Annotated in this window: 14 protein-coding genes; 3 read left to right on the forward strand and 11 right to left on the reverse strand. The window is 69.2% G+C overall.

All coding sequences use genetic code 11. The features are described 5' to 3' along the window. The 6 genes from VBO01S_RS27745 to VBO01S_RS27770 all read right to left on the reverse strand — a co-directional run. Positions 1-671: ABC transporter permease (locus VBO01S_RS27745; RefSeq protein WP_157627473.1), on the reverse strand; the 671-nt coding region annotated here is incomplete at its 3' end. A 13-nt stretch (positions 672-684) separates the two neighbouring features. Beyond that, positions 685-1671, reverse strand: a complete 987-nt coding sequence (locus VBO01S_RS27750; RefSeq protein ID WP_062481418.1) for an HlyD family secretion protein — start codon at positions 1669-1671, stop codon at positions 685-687. Positions 1672-1673: 2 nt separating this feature from the next. Next, positions 1674-3110 carry a TolC family protein gene (locus VBO01S_RS27755; RefSeq protein ID WP_157627474.1) on the reverse strand — a complete coding sequence of 479 codons (1437 nt, stop codon included), beginning with the start codon at positions 3108-3110 and terminating at the stop codon, positions 1674-1676. Positions 3111-3115: 5 nt separating this feature from the next. Continuing rightward, positions 3116-3847 (reverse strand): MerR family transcriptional regulator, encoded by a 732-nt coding sequence (locus VBO01S_RS27760; protein ID WP_062481422.1) that lies wholly within the window; start codon positions 3845-3847, stop codon positions 3116-3118. Positions 3848-3920: 73 nt separating this feature from the next. After that, positions 3921-4289 (reverse strand): nuclear transport factor 2 family protein, encoded by a 369-nt coding sequence (locus VBO01S_RS27765; RefSeq protein ID WP_062481424.1) that lies wholly within the window; start codon positions 4287-4289, stop codon positions 3921-3923. Between the two features lies 1 nt (position 4290). Then, on the reverse strand, positions 4291-6807 hold the full coding sequence (locus VBO01S_RS27770) for a sodium-translocating pyrophosphatase (RefSeq protein ID WP_157627475.1): 2517 nt from the start codon (positions 6805-6807) through the stop codon (positions 4291-4293). Positions 6808-7061: 254 nt separating this feature from the next. Between VBO01S_RS27770 and ppa the strand changes: the two genes are divergently transcribed. Then, a complete protein-coding gene (ppa, locus tag VBO01S_RS27775; RefSeq protein ID WP_007834256.1) occupies positions 7062-7589 on the forward strand; it encodes an inorganic diphosphatase in 528 nt (175 codons plus the stop codon). Positions 7590-7630: 41 nt separating this feature from the next. On the opposite strand, the gene VBO01S_RS27780 is transcribed toward ppa, so the two are convergent. Together VBO01S_RS27780 and VBO01S_RS27785 are read right to left on the reverse strand one after the other, a co-directional pair. Further along, positions 7631-8383 carry a hypothetical protein gene (locus VBO01S_RS27780; protein ID WP_062481428.1) on the reverse strand — a complete coding sequence of 251 codons (753 nt, stop codon included), beginning with the start codon at positions 8381-8383 and terminating at the stop codon, positions 7631-7633. Between the two features lie 77 nt (positions 8384-8460). Then, entirely contained in the window at positions 8461-9702 is a 1242-nt protein-coding gene (locus VBO01S_RS27785) for a GNAT family N-acetyltransferase (protein ID WP_062481430.1), read from the reverse strand. Positions 9703-9721: 19 nt separating this feature from the next. On the opposite strand from VBO01S_RS27785, the gene VBO01S_RS27790 reads away from it, so the two are divergent. Then, on the forward strand, positions 9722-11419 hold the full coding sequence (locus tag VBO01S_RS27790) for an NAD+ synthase (protein WP_062481432.1): 1698 nt from the start codon (positions 9722-9724) through the stop codon (positions 11417-11419). Continuing rightward, positions 11416-11754, forward strand: coding sequence for a P-II family nitrogen regulator (locus VBO01S_RS27795; RefSeq protein WP_056580191.1), 339 nt, complete (start codon positions 11416-11418; stop codon positions 11752-11754). The genes VBO01S_RS27790 and VBO01S_RS27795 overlap by 4 nt, the downstream gene beginning before the upstream one ends. Positions 11755-11877: 123 nt before the next feature. Here the strand turns inward: VBO01S_RS27795 and VBO01S_RS27800 are convergent, their stop codons facing one another. From VBO01S_RS27800 to VBO01S_RS27810, 3 genes are read right to left on the reverse strand one after another with little or no spacing between them, the layout of a single operon-like run. Further along, complete coding sequence (locus tag VBO01S_RS27800) at positions 11878-12468, reverse strand: LOG family protein (protein ID WP_062481434.1); 591 nt, start codon at positions 12466-12468, stop codon at positions 11878-11880. Positions 12469-12499: 31 nt separating this feature from the next. Continuing rightward, positions 12500-12898 (reverse strand): diacylglycerol kinase, encoded by a 399-nt coding sequence (locus VBO01S_RS27805; RefSeq protein WP_062481435.1) that lies wholly within the window; start codon positions 12896-12898, stop codon positions 12500-12502. Next, positions 12895-13455: an RDD family protein gene (locus tag VBO01S_RS27810; protein WP_062481437.1), complete on the reverse strand. Its 561-nt coding sequence runs from the start codon at positions 13453-13455 to the stop codon at positions 12895-12897. Before VBO01S_RS27810 ends, VBO01S_RS27805 begins: the two co-directional genes overlap by 4 nt. Positions 13456-13531: the final 76 nt, after the last annotated feature.

The following is a 13531-nucleotide window of genomic DNA, read 5'->3' on the forward strand; positions in this document are numbered from 1 at the left end:
AGCCAGCCGCCCAGGCTGCGGTCGCGCAGCTCGCGGCCCACGGCCCAGGCGCCGGCCGTCATCGCGAGGATGTGCAGCAGCGCCGGAATGAGCGCGGCACCGAGAAACTGCTCGTAGTCGGTCGAGGTGTTGAACAGCGCCACCATGCTGGCCTTGACCGGGTCCATGCTCACGCGTGCGGCCTTCATCGACTCGCCGCGCTTGTTGCGCACCGCGAGCTCGACGCCTGCCGACACCGTGGCGACGGCGGTGCGCACGTCGCGCTGGATCAGGCTCGAATGCGTGCCCAGCTGCGCGTTGTGCAGCAGCACGACCTGCCCGACGCGGCCCTGCTTGACGTCGCGGCTCAGCTCGCGCGGCAGCTGCACCGCCGCATCGACGGCGCCGCTGGTGAGTGCGCGCTGCATCTCGCCTTCGTCGGCGTACTGCTGCGCCACGCGCAGGCCCGGCGTGGCGTCCAGGAAGCGCACCAGCTGGCGCGAGAGGGCGGAGTGGTCCTGGTCGAGCACGCCGATCGGCAGGCGCTCGGGCAGGCCGGCCGAGAAGATCCACCAGATCAGGAACACCGCGAGCAGCGGCACCCACGAGATCATGGCCAGGTCCCACGGACGCGTGCGCAGCAGCGCGAATTCGCGCCGGGCGCTGGCGGTGGAAAAGCCGCGCAGGCTCATGGCGGGTGCGGCCTCAGTCGACCAGAACGCTCATGCCGGGGCGCGCGCCTTCGATCGGCTTGAGCGGCCGGGCGCGGACCTCGAAGGTGCGCACGTCGAAGCCGGCGCCGCCGCGCGTGGCGCGCCAGGTGGCGAAGTCGGGCAGCACGCCGCTGTAGTAGACCTTGAAGCGGGCGGTGTGCCGGTCTTCGGGCAGGGCGGGCAGGCGGGCGTCGAATTCCTTGTCGAGCGCGAAGCGGGCCAGCCGGTCTTCGCGCACGTTGAGCACCACCCACTGGTCGTTCAGGTCGACCACCGTGACCACGGCCACGCCCTGCGGCGAGAGCTCGCCGACCTTGGCGAGCACCTTGGCCACTTCGCCGCCGACCGGGCTGCGCAGCTCGGTCTCGGCCTTGGCGGCTTCCACCTCGGCGACCACGCCGGCCACCTGCCGCGCCTGTGCGTTGGCAGCGGCCTTGTCCTCGGGGCGGGCGCCGGTGCGCGCCATGTCGTACTGCGCCTTGGCCGCCACGGCGGCGTCGCGCGAGGCCTTCCAGTTGGCTTCGGCTTCGTCACGCTTCTGGTCGGCCACGAGGCCGTCGCGCGCCAGGCCGTCGACACGGCGAAACGACGTCTGCGCGAGCTGCGCGGCGGTTTCGGCGCGCTGCCACTGCATGCGCGCCATTTCGATCTCCTGCGGGCGGGCACCGTTCTGCGCCTTGTCGGCCACGGCCTGCGCGGCCTGTTCGGCGGCGGTGGCCTGCGCCAGCTTGGCGCGCACCTCGGGGCTGTCCATGCGCACCAGCAGGGCGCCGGCCTGGATGCGGTCGCCTTCCTTCACGGCCACTTCGGCGATGCGGGCGGTGACCTTGCCGGCCACGTCGGTCTCGCGCGCTTCCATCTGGCCCTGGAACACCTCGGGCGCCGGCTGCGCGGCGCGCCAGAAGCCCCAGACGAGCAGCACCAGCACGAGCAGTGCGGCGGCGATGGCGATCAGTCGGCGGGTCTTGGCACTCATCATGGTCAGTTCACCTTCACGTCGGCGCGCGCGATGTAGTCGGAAAAAGTCTCGGACAGGCCCGCGCTCTCGAGCAGCTGCGCGAGCGCCTGCACGTAGTCGTTGGCGGCCTGCGCGCGTTCGGTCAGCACCTTGGCCTGGTTGGTCTCGGCATCGATCAGGTCGAGCGTAGTACTGGTGCCTTCGCGCAGCCCGGCGGTGCGCAGCTTGACCACCTCTTGTGCGAGCTCCACCGAGACCTTCATCTCGAGGTACTGGCGGCGTGCGTTGTCCAGCGCGCGCCAGTTGCGTTCGACCAGCAGCGAGATGTCGCTGCGCGCCTGCAGGTCGGTGCGTTCGGCCTGTTCGACCTGTTTGTGCGAGGCGGCCGACAGCGCGTTGCGGTCGACCGAGTCGTACAGCGTCCAGCGCACGCCCAGGCCGGCCACCCAGTCGGCGTTGCCGCTCTTGATCTCGCGCGTGCCGAAGGCGATCACCTGCGGGCGGCGCAGGGCCTCTTCGCCTTCGTGCAACTGCTCGGCCTGCGCCTTCTTGGCCGCGACCTTGCCCAGGCCCGGATGCCGCGTGAGCGCCGCATCGATGAAGTGGCCGAGCGGTTCGATCGGCGCGCTGATGAGAAACAGCGGCGTCTGCGGCGTGACGCTGCCCTCGGCGCGCACCGTGCGCGCCAGGGCCACGCCCGCGAGCGCGGCGTCGTTCTCGGCCTTGCGGGCGTTGCGGCGCGCTTCTTCGTACGCGGCGCTGGCCTGCAGCCGCTCGACGCGGGAAATGACGCCGGCGGCGAGCATCTTCTGCGCCGCCGCGTCGTGCTGGGCAATGGTGCGCTCGGCCTGCAGGCGCAGCGTGGCGGCGCGCTGCGCGAGCTGGGCGCCGAAGTAGCGCTGCACCAGCAGCGTGTCGACCTCGTGGCCGGCCTGTTCGGCGTCGGCCTGGGCTTCGCGCGCCTGCGCCGAGACGAAGCCGCGCACCGCGTCGGTCGCGCCGCCCAGGTAGAGCGGCCACACGGCCGACACCGAGGCGTTGGCACCGGTGTCGTGGCGGTTCAGCGTGTAGCTGTTGGGCAGCTGCGGAATCGGCACGCGCGAGACGAAGCTCTGGATCGACGGCGGCAGCGACGAGCCGATCTGGCCGAGCTTCTGGTTGAGCGGGTCGAGGTCGAGGTTCAGGTTCGCGTTGTACGCGTAGGCCAGCCCCGAGATGCTGACCACCGGACCGCCCAGGCGCTTCACGCCTTCGCTCTGCAACTCCTTGGCCTCGACGGCGATGCGCGCGGCGGCCAGCTTGTCGGAGCGCTCGACCATGCGCTGGCGCGCGGCGTCGAAGCTCAGCGCCAGCGTGTTGGTGGTGTCGCCGCGGGCCTGCTGCTGCGCGAAAGCCGCGCCGCCGATGAAGGCCGGCAACAGCAGCAGGGACGGAAGAAGGGCGAGGCGAGGTCGTGTCATCGGCATCAGGCGGTCTTGTGCAGCAGGGCGTCGAGCTCCTGCTGCAGGATCACGGGAAAGGCGGCCTGCACCGCCCCGGTGGCCAGCGGCCGTGCTTTCTCGAGCAGCTGCGCGGCGCGGCTGGCATCGAGGGTGTCGCCGGAGAGCAGGCTGTCGGCCAGCGTGCGCAGCCAGCGCCGCGCCACGGTGCGCAGCGTGCGGACCATGGTTTCCTGCATGCCGATCACCGCTTCGAGCGGCAGGCCGAGCGCGGCCAGCTGTTCGGCGACCTGGCCGAGCGCCGGGCTCAGCACCTGCACCTGGCCGTCGGGCAGTTCGCGCATGAGGCCGGCGCGGGTGGCGCGGCCGAGCAGGGCGGGCGTCATCTGGCCCTGCCACTTGGTGGCCAGCGCCTGGGCCGACACCACCACGGGCGTTTCTTCGGCGAACAAGCTGCCCGACACCGAGCGGGCCACGGCCAGCAGGTCGGGCCAGGTGGAAGCCGGCGCGCGCGTGAAGATGCGGCGGATCGCCTCGATGCCGAAGCCCTGTTCGCGCAGTTCGCGGATCAGCGCCAGGCGTTGGACGTGGTCGGGGCCGTACAGGCCGAGCCGGCCCTGCAGCCGCGGTGGCGGCAGCAGGCCGCCCGTGGTGTAGGCGCGGATGTTGCGCACCGTGACGCCCGTGCGCGCCGCCAGGGCCTCGATGGAGAGGTCCTGTGGGGCCGTGGAGTCGGGTGTGGCGGTGGATGCGTTCATGTGACAGTTTCAATGTTACATCGAAAATGTTGCATAAAACCAGCCCGGATCGCGCGGTCCGGGCGGGGCATCCTCAGCCCGGCTTGCGCTGCGCCGGGTCGTAGAAGAACTGCTCTTCGGCGATGCGCTCGCCGTCCCAGCGCTGCCAGGCGATCTCTTCCATGCGCATGCGGCCGCCGCCCTTGAACGTGAACTCGAAGATCCAGTGAATGCCGACGTGGTCGCCGTTCACCAGCACCGGCCGCACGCAGGTCGACGCCACCGACTCGGTGCGTGCGAGCACGGCGCTTTCCTGCGCGACCAGCGTGCTGCGCCCGCGCCGGGGCTCGGCCTGGTTCTCGCGCATGGTGGCGTCTTCGGTGTAGAAGTCTTCGATGACCTGGGCATGCGCGCCGCCTTCGACGGCGGCAATGAAGGCTTCGAGCCGGGCGGGCGTGGGCATGTCAGGACTTCACTTTCACTTCGACGCGGCGCGCTTCCGAGGCCGGGCCGTCGGCCTGCGACTGCTCGGGCTTGGCGAGTTCGATCTTGTCCTCGGGCGCGCCCGCCGACTTGATGGCGTCGCGCACGGCCATGGCGCGCTGCTTGGCCAGCTCGGCGTTCTTGGCCGGGTCGCCGCTGGCGTCGTGGTAGCCGCTCACCAGCACGGTGCTGCCGCTCTGCACGGCCTTGATGACATCGGACAGCGCCTCCTTGGCGTTGGGCGCGACCTCGGCGCTGGCGCTCGCGAAGTAGAACTTCACGATGCCGTTCTCGACCTTGACCGCCGCGGCTTCGGTGGCCCCCACGGCCGCCGAGGCAAGGGTGGCGGCCGGCGTGGCCGCTGGTGCCATCGCAGCGGGAGCGGTGGCTGCAGGCGGCGTCTCGACCTTGGTCGGCACGGCCGCTGCCGCATCGCCGGCGTGGAACTTGACCACCAGCGGCACGATCAGCAGCGCCACGATGTTGATGATCTTGATCAGCGGGTTCACCGCGGGGCCGGCCGTGTCCTTGTAGGGGTCGCCCACGGTGTCGCCGGTGACGGCGGCCTTGTGCGCCTCGGAGCCCTTGCCGCCGTGGTGGCCGTCTTCGATGTACTTCTTGGCGTTGTCCCACGCACCGCCGCCCGTGCACATGCTGATGGCGACGAACAGGCCGGTGACGATGGTGCCCATCAGCAGGCCGCCCAGCGCCTTCGGTCCCAGTACCAGGCCGACCAGGATCGGCACCACCACTGGCAGCAGCGACGGGATCATCATTTCCTTGATGGCCGCGCCGGTCAGCATGCCCACGGCCTTGCCGTACTCGGGCTTGCCGGTGCCTTCCATGATGCCGGGGATCTCGCGGAACTGGCGGCGAACTTCCTCCACCACCGCACCGGCCGCGCGGCCCACGGCCTCCATGGCCATCGCGCCGAAGAGGTAGGGGATCAGGCCGCCGATGAACAGGCCCACGATCACCATCGGGTCGCTCAGGTTGAAGCTGATGTTCAGCCCGAAGCTCTCCAGCTTGTGGGTGTAGTCGGCAAAGAGCACCAGCGAGGCCAAGCCGGCCGAGCCGATGGCGTAGCCCTTGGTCACGGCCTTGGTGGTGTTGCCCACCGCGTCCAGCGGGTCGGTGATGTCGCGCACGCTGGCGGGCAGCTCGCTCATCTCGGCGATGCCGCCGGCGTTGTCGGTGATGGGACCGTAGGCGTCCAGCGCCACCACGATGCCGGCCATGCTCAGCATCGACGTCGCGGCCACCGCGATGCCGTACAGGCCCGCGAGGGCGTAGGAGGCCAGGATCGCGATGCACACGAAGATCACCGGCCAGGCCGTCGAGCGCATCGACACGCCCAGGCCCGCGATGATGTTGGTGCCGTGGCCGGTGGTCGAGGCCTGCGCGATGTGCTGCACGGGCTTGTACTGCGTGCCGGTGTAGTACTCGGTGACCCACACCAGCGCGGCCGTGAGCGCCAGGCCCACGAAGCAGGCGCCGAACAGCTTCAGCTGGCTGCCGCTGGCGGCAATGGCGTTGTCCGGAATGATCCAGCTCGTGACGAACCAGAACGCGATCAGCGACAGGATGCCCGCCACCGCCAGGCCCTTGTAGAGCGCCGGCATCACGTTGACCATGCCCGGCGAGGCCTTCACGAAGAAGCAGCCGATGATCGACGCGATGATCGACACGCCGCCCAGCGCGAGCGGGTACAGCACCGCGTCCAGCGGCGCTGCCGTGACCATCAGTGCACCCAGCACCATGGTGGCGATGAGCGTCACCGCGTAGGTCTCGAACAGGTCGGCCGCCATGCCGGCGCAGTCGCCGACGTTGTCGCCCACGTTGTCGGCGATCACCGCCGGGTTGCGCGGGTCGTCTTCCGGAATGCCGGCCTCGACCTTGCCCACCAGGTCGGCGCCGACGTCAGCGCCCTTGGTGAAGATGCCGCCGCCCAGGCGCGCGAAGATCGAGATCAGCGAGGAGCCGAAGGCAAAGCCGATCAGCGGATTGAGGATGGCTGCAAGGCTGTGGTCCGCCTTCGGCGCGCTGCCGGCAAGGAACCAGTAGAAGCCCGTCACGCCCAGCAGGCCCAGGCCCACCACCAGCATGCCGGTGATGGCGCCGCCGCGAAACGCCACGTCGAGCGCCGGGCCGATGCCCTGGGTGGCGGCCTGCGCGGTGCGCACATTGGCGCGCACCGACACGTTCATGCCGATGAAGCCGCAGGCGCCCGAGAGCACCGCGCCGACTACGAAGCCGGCGGCCGTGGTCAGGTCGAGGAAGAGGGCGATGAGCACCGCGAGCACCACGCCCACCACCGCGATGGTGGTGTACTGCTTGGCGAGGTAGGCCGAGGCGCCGGCCTGGATGGCCGCGGCGATTTCCTGCATCCGGGCGTTGCCCGGGTCCTTGGCGAGAATCCAACTTCGGGCCCAGAAACCGTAGCCTACGGCCACTAGGCCGCAGACGATGGCAAGAATCAGGGGGGTGTTGCCGCTCATGCTTTGCTTCTCCATTCGTTCGTTGTGACTTGTGGAGACGGACAGCCTGGGCCCTGCGCGCAACGCGTACGGGACCATGTTCTCCGCCGCGTTGCTTCCTCGAAGCTCGCTGCACCGAAGGTGCGGAGCCGATTGGCCAACGCTTGCAATTTACAGGCAAAAACACACACGCGTGCGACCGGCCCGTGACACGGAAAGTAAACTCCGGGTTTGTCCCCATCCGTCTCATACTTTTCAACTACTCGAAAAACGTCATGTCCTTCGACAAAGTCTCCCCCGGCAAGAACGTCCCCGACGCCTTCAATGTCGTGATCGAAATCCCGATGAACGCCGACCCGATCAAGTACGAAGTCGACAAGGAATCGGGCGCGATCTTCGTGGACCGCTTCATGACGACGGCCATGTACTACCCGGCCAACTACGGCTACGTGCCGCAGACCCTGTCGGGCGACGGCGACCCGGTCGACGTGCTGGTGATCGCCCCGTACCCGCTGCTGCCGGGCGTGGTCGTGCCCTGCCGCCCCCTGGGCATCCTGATGATGGAAGACGAAGCCGGCGTCGACGGCAAGGTGCTGGCCGTGCCCACCGACAAGGTGCTGCCGATCTACAGCCACTGGAAGTCGGTCGACGACGTGAATCCGATGCGCCTGAAGGCCATCAGCCACTTCTTCGAGCACTACAAGGACCTGGAAGCCGGCAAGTGGGTCAAGGTGCTGGGCTGGGAAGGCATCGATGCCGCCAAGAAGGAAGTTCTTGACGGTATCGCCGCGTACAAGAAGTAATTTCTTTCGCTTGAAAGAAACGGCCTGGATGCTCCGGGCCGTCAGCCCCGGACCGCATCCCCGGCCAGCCGCATCCACTCGCGGTTGACGCCTCGCGCATGCGCGTTCCAGTGGCGCGCCGCCTGCTGCAGCTCGTTCCAATGGCGCTGCGCACCGGCGGTGTCGCCTTGCTGCGCCAGCCACGCGATGTAGCGGGCGCGCGTTTCCACCGTGTTGTAGGTGCTCAGCGCCGCCTCGAAGGCTTCGCGCGCTTCCGGCGTGCGGCCCTCGGCGGCCAGCGCGCGGGCGTTGAGCACGGCGACCTCGTCCTTGCGGTAGTCGTCGCGCGTGGCACGCAGGCTCTGCAGCGCCTGCGAGGCTTCGCGGGCCGAGGCCGGGCTGCCTTCGGCGACCAGCGCGCTGGCCAGGCCAAACTGCAGTTCGGGGTCGGAGGCGAAGGGGCCTTTCAGTGCGTCGCGGTAGTGCCCGACGGCGTCGGCCGCCTGGCCGCGGTCCAGCGCAGCCTTGGCCAGGCGCAGTTTGTTCTGCGCCGTGGGCGCGAGGTCGTAAGCCTCGGCGGCGGCGCGGTACTCGCGCTCGGGGTCGATGAAGCCGATGGCCGCGTTCGCCACCTTGCCCGCGGTGCGCTGCATGCGCGAGGCCGGCAGGTACTCGACCACGAAGTACACGATGCTGCCGAGCAGCGGAAAGCTGAAGAGGATGATGAGCCAGTACATCTGCTTGCCGTGGCGCATGGCATGCACGGCGAAGTACAGCGCGATGAGGATGTGCAGTCCCAGTCCGACGAATGGCATCGGTGCTCCCTGTGTGTTGTGTGTGGTTGTTTGAGTGCCGGGCGGCTTTATAGCAGCCCCCGGCGCTCCCGCGCCGCTCAGGTCGCCTTGAACGGGCTGCGTTCGCCGAGGTGGTCCATGTAGTTCTCGATGCCCGCGCCTTCGCGCTCGAGGAAGCGCTCGACGGCATCGGCGAACGACGGGTGCGCGAGCCAGTGGGCGCTGGTGGTGCGCACCGGCATCAGCGCGCGGGCCATCTTGTGCTCGCCCTGCGCGCCGCCTTCGAAGCGCACCGCGCCGTGCGCGATGCACCAGGCGATGGGCTGGTAGTAGCAGGCCTCGAAGTGCAGGCAGTCGACGCGCTCCAGCGCGCCCCAGTAGCGGCCGTAGGCCACCAGCGGCTGGGCCTCGTCGGTAGAGAGTGCGATCAGGCTGGTCGCGACGGGGCGCCCGTCGCGCTCCGCCACGAACAGCAGCCACGCCTCGGGCAGCGTGTCGGCCATGCGCTGGAAGAAATCGCGCGTGAGGTAGGGCGGGTTGCCGTGCTCGCGGTAGGTGCGCTCGTAGCAGCGGTAGAAGAAATCCCAGTCGGCGGCGGCAATGTCGGTGCCGCTCGACCAGCGGAAGCTGACGCCGGCCTCGGCGACCTTGCGGCGCTCCTGGCGGATCTTCTTGCGCTTGTCGTGCGAGAGGCTTGCGAGGAAGGCGTCGAAGTTGGTGTAGCCGGGTTCGGTTTCGCCGCTGGGCCGCCCCAAGGCGAAACGCGCCCCCTCGGGGGGCAGCGAGGACACGTCAGTGCCGAGCGTGGGGGCCACGTTCGTCCAGTGGAACTGCACCGTATGGCGCCGCATGAGCCCGGCTTCGGTGCACGCGGCGATGTCGGCGTCGGCGCCGAACAGCAGATGCAAAGACGAAAGTTCCTGTTCCTTGCAGACCGCCACCAGCGCCTGCACCAGCAGCGTGCGGCTTTGCGCGTCGCGGGCCAGCAGCCGGGCGCCGGGCACGGGGGTGAAGGGCACCGCCACCACGGCCTTCGGGTAGTAGGCCAGCCCGTGCTGCTCGTAGGCGTTGGCCCAGGCCCAGTCGAAGACGTACTCGCCGTAGGAATGGTCCTTGAGGTAGAGCGCGCACGCGGCTTCGAGCACCTCGCCGCGCCACAGCGTGACGAACTGCGGCGTCCATCCGCGCTCGGGCGAGGCGCTGCCGCTGTCGTGCATCGCCGCGAGGTATTCGTGGCGCATGAAGGGCGAGGGCTCGGGCTGCGCGGCGAGCAGGGCGTTCCAGGCTTGCGGGTCGATGTCCGACGGCGACGCCAGAACCCGAATGACATAATCGTTCAAGCCTTTTTCTTCCTTCTGTATGACGCTCAAGCTCGCCATCGCGCAACTCAATTTTGTGGTGGGCGACCTCGTCGGCAATGCGCAGAAGATCGTCGGCGCCGCACGCGAGGCCTACGCGCAAGGCGCGCGCCTTCTGCTGACACCCGAACTCTCGATTGCCGGCTATGCGGCGGAGGACCTGTTCCTCCGTCCCGCCTTCACCGAAGCCTGTGATGATGCCGTGAAAGGCATCGCCGCCGCGCTGGCCGATCTCAAAGACATGGTCGTGGTGGTGGGGCATCCCAGCGGCGGCAGCCTGCGCAGCCGATCCGTGGCTGTGCAGCTGCGCCACAACGCGGCCAGCGTCCTCAAGGAAGGCCGCATCCTCGAGACCTACGCCAAGCGCGAACTGCCGAACTACCAGGTGTTCGACGAGCGCCGCTACTTCACGCCGGGGCAGGGCACCTGCGTGTTCGAGGCGGGCGGCGTGTCGGTGGGCCTGCTGATCTGCGAGGACGCCTGGTTCGATGCGCCGGCCGAGCTGGCGCGCGCCGGCGGCGCCGAGGTGCTGGCGGTGATCAACGCCTCGCCGTACCACGTCGGCAAGGAAGGCGAGCGCGTGGCGCGCATGGCCGACCGCGCGCGTGCCGTGGGGCTGCCGCTGGTCTACGCGCACCTGGTCGGCGGGCAGGATGAGGTCGTGTTCGACGGCGCCTCGTTCGCGCTGCAGGCCGACGGCGCGCTGGCCGCGCAGGCCGAGAGCTTTCGCGAGCGGCTGGTCTTCATGGAGCTCGCGCGCGGGGCGCAGGGCGGCGTCGCCGTCGTGGCCGATCCGTCGGCCATCGCCGCGCCGCGCGACGCCGAGGCGCAGCTGTGGGACGCGCTGGTGCTCGGTGTGCGCGACTACGTCGGCAAGAACGGTTTTCCGGGCGCGATCCTGGGGCTGTCGGGCGGCATCGACTCGGCGCTGGTGCTCGCGATCGCGGTCGACGCGCTGGGCAAGGACAAGGTCCGCGCGGTGATGATGCCGTCGCCCTACACGGCCGACATCAGCTGGATCGACGCGCGCGACATGGCCGGCCGGCTGGGCGTGCGCTACGACGAAATTTCGATCAAGCACACCTTCGAGTCCTTCAAGGCCGCGCTGGCCGGGGAGTTCGCGGGCCGGCCGGAAGACACGGCCGAGGAGAACATCCAGGCCCGCATCCGCGGCACGCTGCTCATGGGGCTGTCGAACAAGTTCGGGGCCATCGTGCTGACCACCGGCAACAAGAGCGAGATGGCCACCGGCTACTGCACGCTCTACGGCGACATGGCGGGCGGCTTCGCGGTCATCAAGGACCTGCTCAAGACCACGGTGTTCGCGCTGGCGCGCTGGCGCAATGCCCACGACCCCTACGGCACCGGGGCGGCGCCGATTCCCGAGCGCATCATCACGCGGCCCCCGAGCGCCGAGCTGCGCCCCGACCAGACCGACCAGGACAGCCTGCCGCCCTACGACGTGCTGGACGGCATCCTGGCACGCTACATGCAGGACGATGAAGGCATCGACGAGATCATTGCCGCGGGCTACGACCGCGCGGTGGTCGAGCGGGTTGCGCGGCTCATCAGGATCAACGAATACAAGCGGCGCCAGGCGCCCGTAGGCATCCGGGTCACCCACCGAAGCTTCGGCAAGGATTGGCGTTACCCTATCACCAGCAAGTTCAACGAAACCGCCGGAGCACAAAAACCATGAAGCAGATCACCGCCATCGTCAAACCCTTCAAGCTCGAGGACGTGCGCGAAGCCCTCGCCGAAGTGGGTGTCACCGGCCTCACGGTGACCGAGGTCAAGGGCTTCGGCCGCCAGAAGGGCCACACCGAGCTGTACCGCGGCGCGGAGTACGTGGTCGACTTCCTGCCCAAGATGAAGGTCGAAGTGGTCGTCAACGAGAGCGACGTGGAGCGCTGCATCGAGGCCATCGTGAGCTCGGCGCGCACCGGCAAGATCGGCGACGGCAAGATCTTCGTGACCGAGGTGGAGCGCATCGTGCGCATCCGCACCGGCGAAGAAAACGAAAACGCAGTTTAGAGCTCGCCCCCAGGCTTCGCGCACTTCGTGTCGCTTCGCCAACCCCCTACCGGGGGCAACACCAGCGGCCCGGCAAAGCCGGTTCCGCGGTGTTCGCTGGAATGAGGCGGGGGCCCGTTCCGGTCAGAGGTTCTCTGACAGCTTGTCGTCGCGGGGGTGCAGGGGGACTTCGGCGCGCAGTGCGGTCAGCAGTTCGGGCACGTCGGTGCCGGTGTGCACCAGGTCCATCTGCCATTCACCCATGAAGCCCTCGCGCACGCTGTGCGCCAGGAAGCTCAGCAGGCCGTCGTAGTAGCCGGCGGTGTTGAGGATGCCGGTCGGCTTGTCGTGGTAGCCGAGCTGGCGCCAGGTCCAGATCTCGAACAGTTCTTCGAAGGTGCCGATGCCGCCCGCCATCGCGAGGAAGGCGTCGGCGCGCTCGCCCATCATGGCCTTGCGCTCGTGCATGGTGTCGACGACGTGCAGCTCGTCGCACAGGGGGTTGGCCAGTTCCTTGTCGACCAGGGCCTTGGGAATGATGCCGACGACGCGGCCGCCGGCCTGGCGCGTGGCCTCGGCCACCGTGCCCATCAGGCCGGTGCGGCCGCCGCCGTAGACGAGCTGGCCGTTGTGGCTGCCGATCCACTGGCCCACGGCCTGGGCGGCCTGGGAAAACTCGGGGCGCTCGCCGGGGCGCGAGCCGCAATACACGCAAATCGAAAATTCAGGGGTCATCCTGCGATCATGCCGCAGGCGGCGGACCCGCTCATGACACGAAGCGTTGCCACAGGGCCGCGGCCCAGATGCCGCCGCACAGCGTGAGCGACAGCAGGACGGCGGCGCTGCCCATGTCCTTCGCGCGCTTGGAGAGGTCGTGCCATTCGGGGCCGATGCGGTCGATGGCGGCTTCCACCGCCGTGTTGAGCAGCTCCACGATCATCACCAGGATGGCGCTGCCGGCGAGCAGCGCCACCTCGACCCAACTGCGCCCGAGCCAGAAGGCGGCCGGGATCATCAGCATCGACAGGATGGCTTCCTGGCGGAACGCCGGCTCGCTCCAGCCGGCGCGCAGGCCGTGCAGCGAGATCAGGGTGGCATGCCAGACGCGCTCGAAGCCCTTGCGGGCCTTCTGCGGATTCACGGCGGGGTCGGGCAGGGCACTCATTGGCGGCTCATCGGCTTGGAGGTGATGAGCCGCGTACCGGCCCAGGCGTCGTGCCAGAACTGGCGCTCGGGGTGAAAACGGGCCAGCAGCGCCCAGATGGCGACCCAGCCGAAGATCAGGACGGTCGATTCGCCGCCCGACAGCTTGAATGGGGCGATGGCGGCCAGCGGCGGCAGGAACCACACCCAGCTCAGCAGGTAGCGCGCGAGTGCGCGGCCCTGGCTGACGGGGCGGCCGTTGCGGTCGACGATGCGAATGTTCCAGGTCTTCATGGCCAGCGTCTGGCCTTTGGCCCAGAACCAGACGAAGTAGACGCCGAACACCACGAAGAGGAAGGCCTGCAGCAGGTGCCGCCGTTCGTCCATGGCGTCGCGCATCTGGCCCAGCGTGCTGAACAGCCAGCCGGACACGAAAACGACCGCGAACAGCAGCATGCCCTCATAGAGCCAGCAGGCCATGCGCCGCCACAGGCCGGGCACCGCGGGAGCGTTGGGGGTGGATGAAGAGGGCGAGGCGGACTGGCCGGGTCCCGAGGCCTCGGGCGAACTGGAAACCATCGAAACCTTCGGTCAGGGGGCGGAGGACGAGGCCGCGGGCGCCGTGGCCGCGGACGGCGCCGGCACCTGGGCCTCG

It is taken from the genome of Variovorax boronicumulans NBRC 103145, from assembly GCF_001591345.1.
Classification (GTDB): domain Bacteria; phylum Pseudomonadota; class Gammaproteobacteria; order Burkholderiales; family Burkholderiaceae_C; genus Variovorax; species Variovorax boronicumulans.

Excerpts from the sequence above, each read along its gene's own strand:
- VBO01S_RS27750 (WP_062481418.1), bottom strand. The coding sequence starts at position 1,671 with ATGATGAGTGCCAAGACCCGCCGACTGATCGCCATCGCCGCCGCACTG.
- VBO01S_RS27755 (WP_157627474.1), bottom strand. The coding sequence starts at position 3,110 with ATGACACGACCTCGCCTCGCCCTTCTTCCGTCCCTGCTGCTGTTGCCG.
- VBO01S_RS27760 (WP_062481422.1), bottom strand. The coding sequence starts at position 3,847 with ATGAACGCATCCACCGCCACACCCGACTCCACGGCCCCACAGGACCTC.
- VBO01S_RS27765 (WP_062481424.1), bottom strand. The coding sequence starts at position 4,289 with ATGCCCACGCCCGCCCGGCTCGAAGCCTTCATTGCCGCCGTCGAAGGC.
- VBO01S_RS27770 (WP_157627475.1), bottom strand. The coding sequence starts at position 6,807 with ATGAGCGGCAACACCCCCCTGATTCTTGCCATCGTCTGCGGCCTAGTG.
- ppa (WP_007834256.1), top strand. The coding sequence starts at position 7,062 with ATGTCCTTCGACAAAGTCTCCCCCGGCAAGAACGTCCCCGACGCCTTC.
- VBO01S_RS27780 (WP_062481428.1), bottom strand. The coding sequence starts at position 8,383 with ATGCCATTCGTCGGACTGGGACTGCACATCCTCATCGCGCTGTACTTC.
- VBO01S_RS27790 (WP_062481432.1), top strand. The coding sequence starts at position 9,722 with ATGACGCTCAAGCTCGCCATCGCGCAACTCAATTTTGTGGTGGGCGAC.
- VBO01S_RS27795 (WP_056580191.1), top strand. The coding sequence starts at position 11,416 with ATGAAGCAGATCACCGCCATCGTCAAACCCTTCAAGCTCGAGGACGTG.
- VBO01S_RS27800 (WP_062481434.1), bottom strand. The coding sequence starts at position 12,468 with ATGACCCCTGAATTTTCGATTTGCGTGTATTGCGGCTCGCGCCCCGGC.
- VBO01S_RS27805 (WP_062481435.1), bottom strand. The coding sequence starts at position 12,898 with ATGAGTGCCCTGCCCGACCCCGCCGTGAATCCGCAGAAGGCCCGCAAG.
- VBO01S_RS27810 (WP_062481437.1), bottom strand. The coding sequence starts at position 13,455 with ATGGTTTCCAGTTCGCCCGAGGCCTCGGGACCCGGCCAGTCCGCCTCG.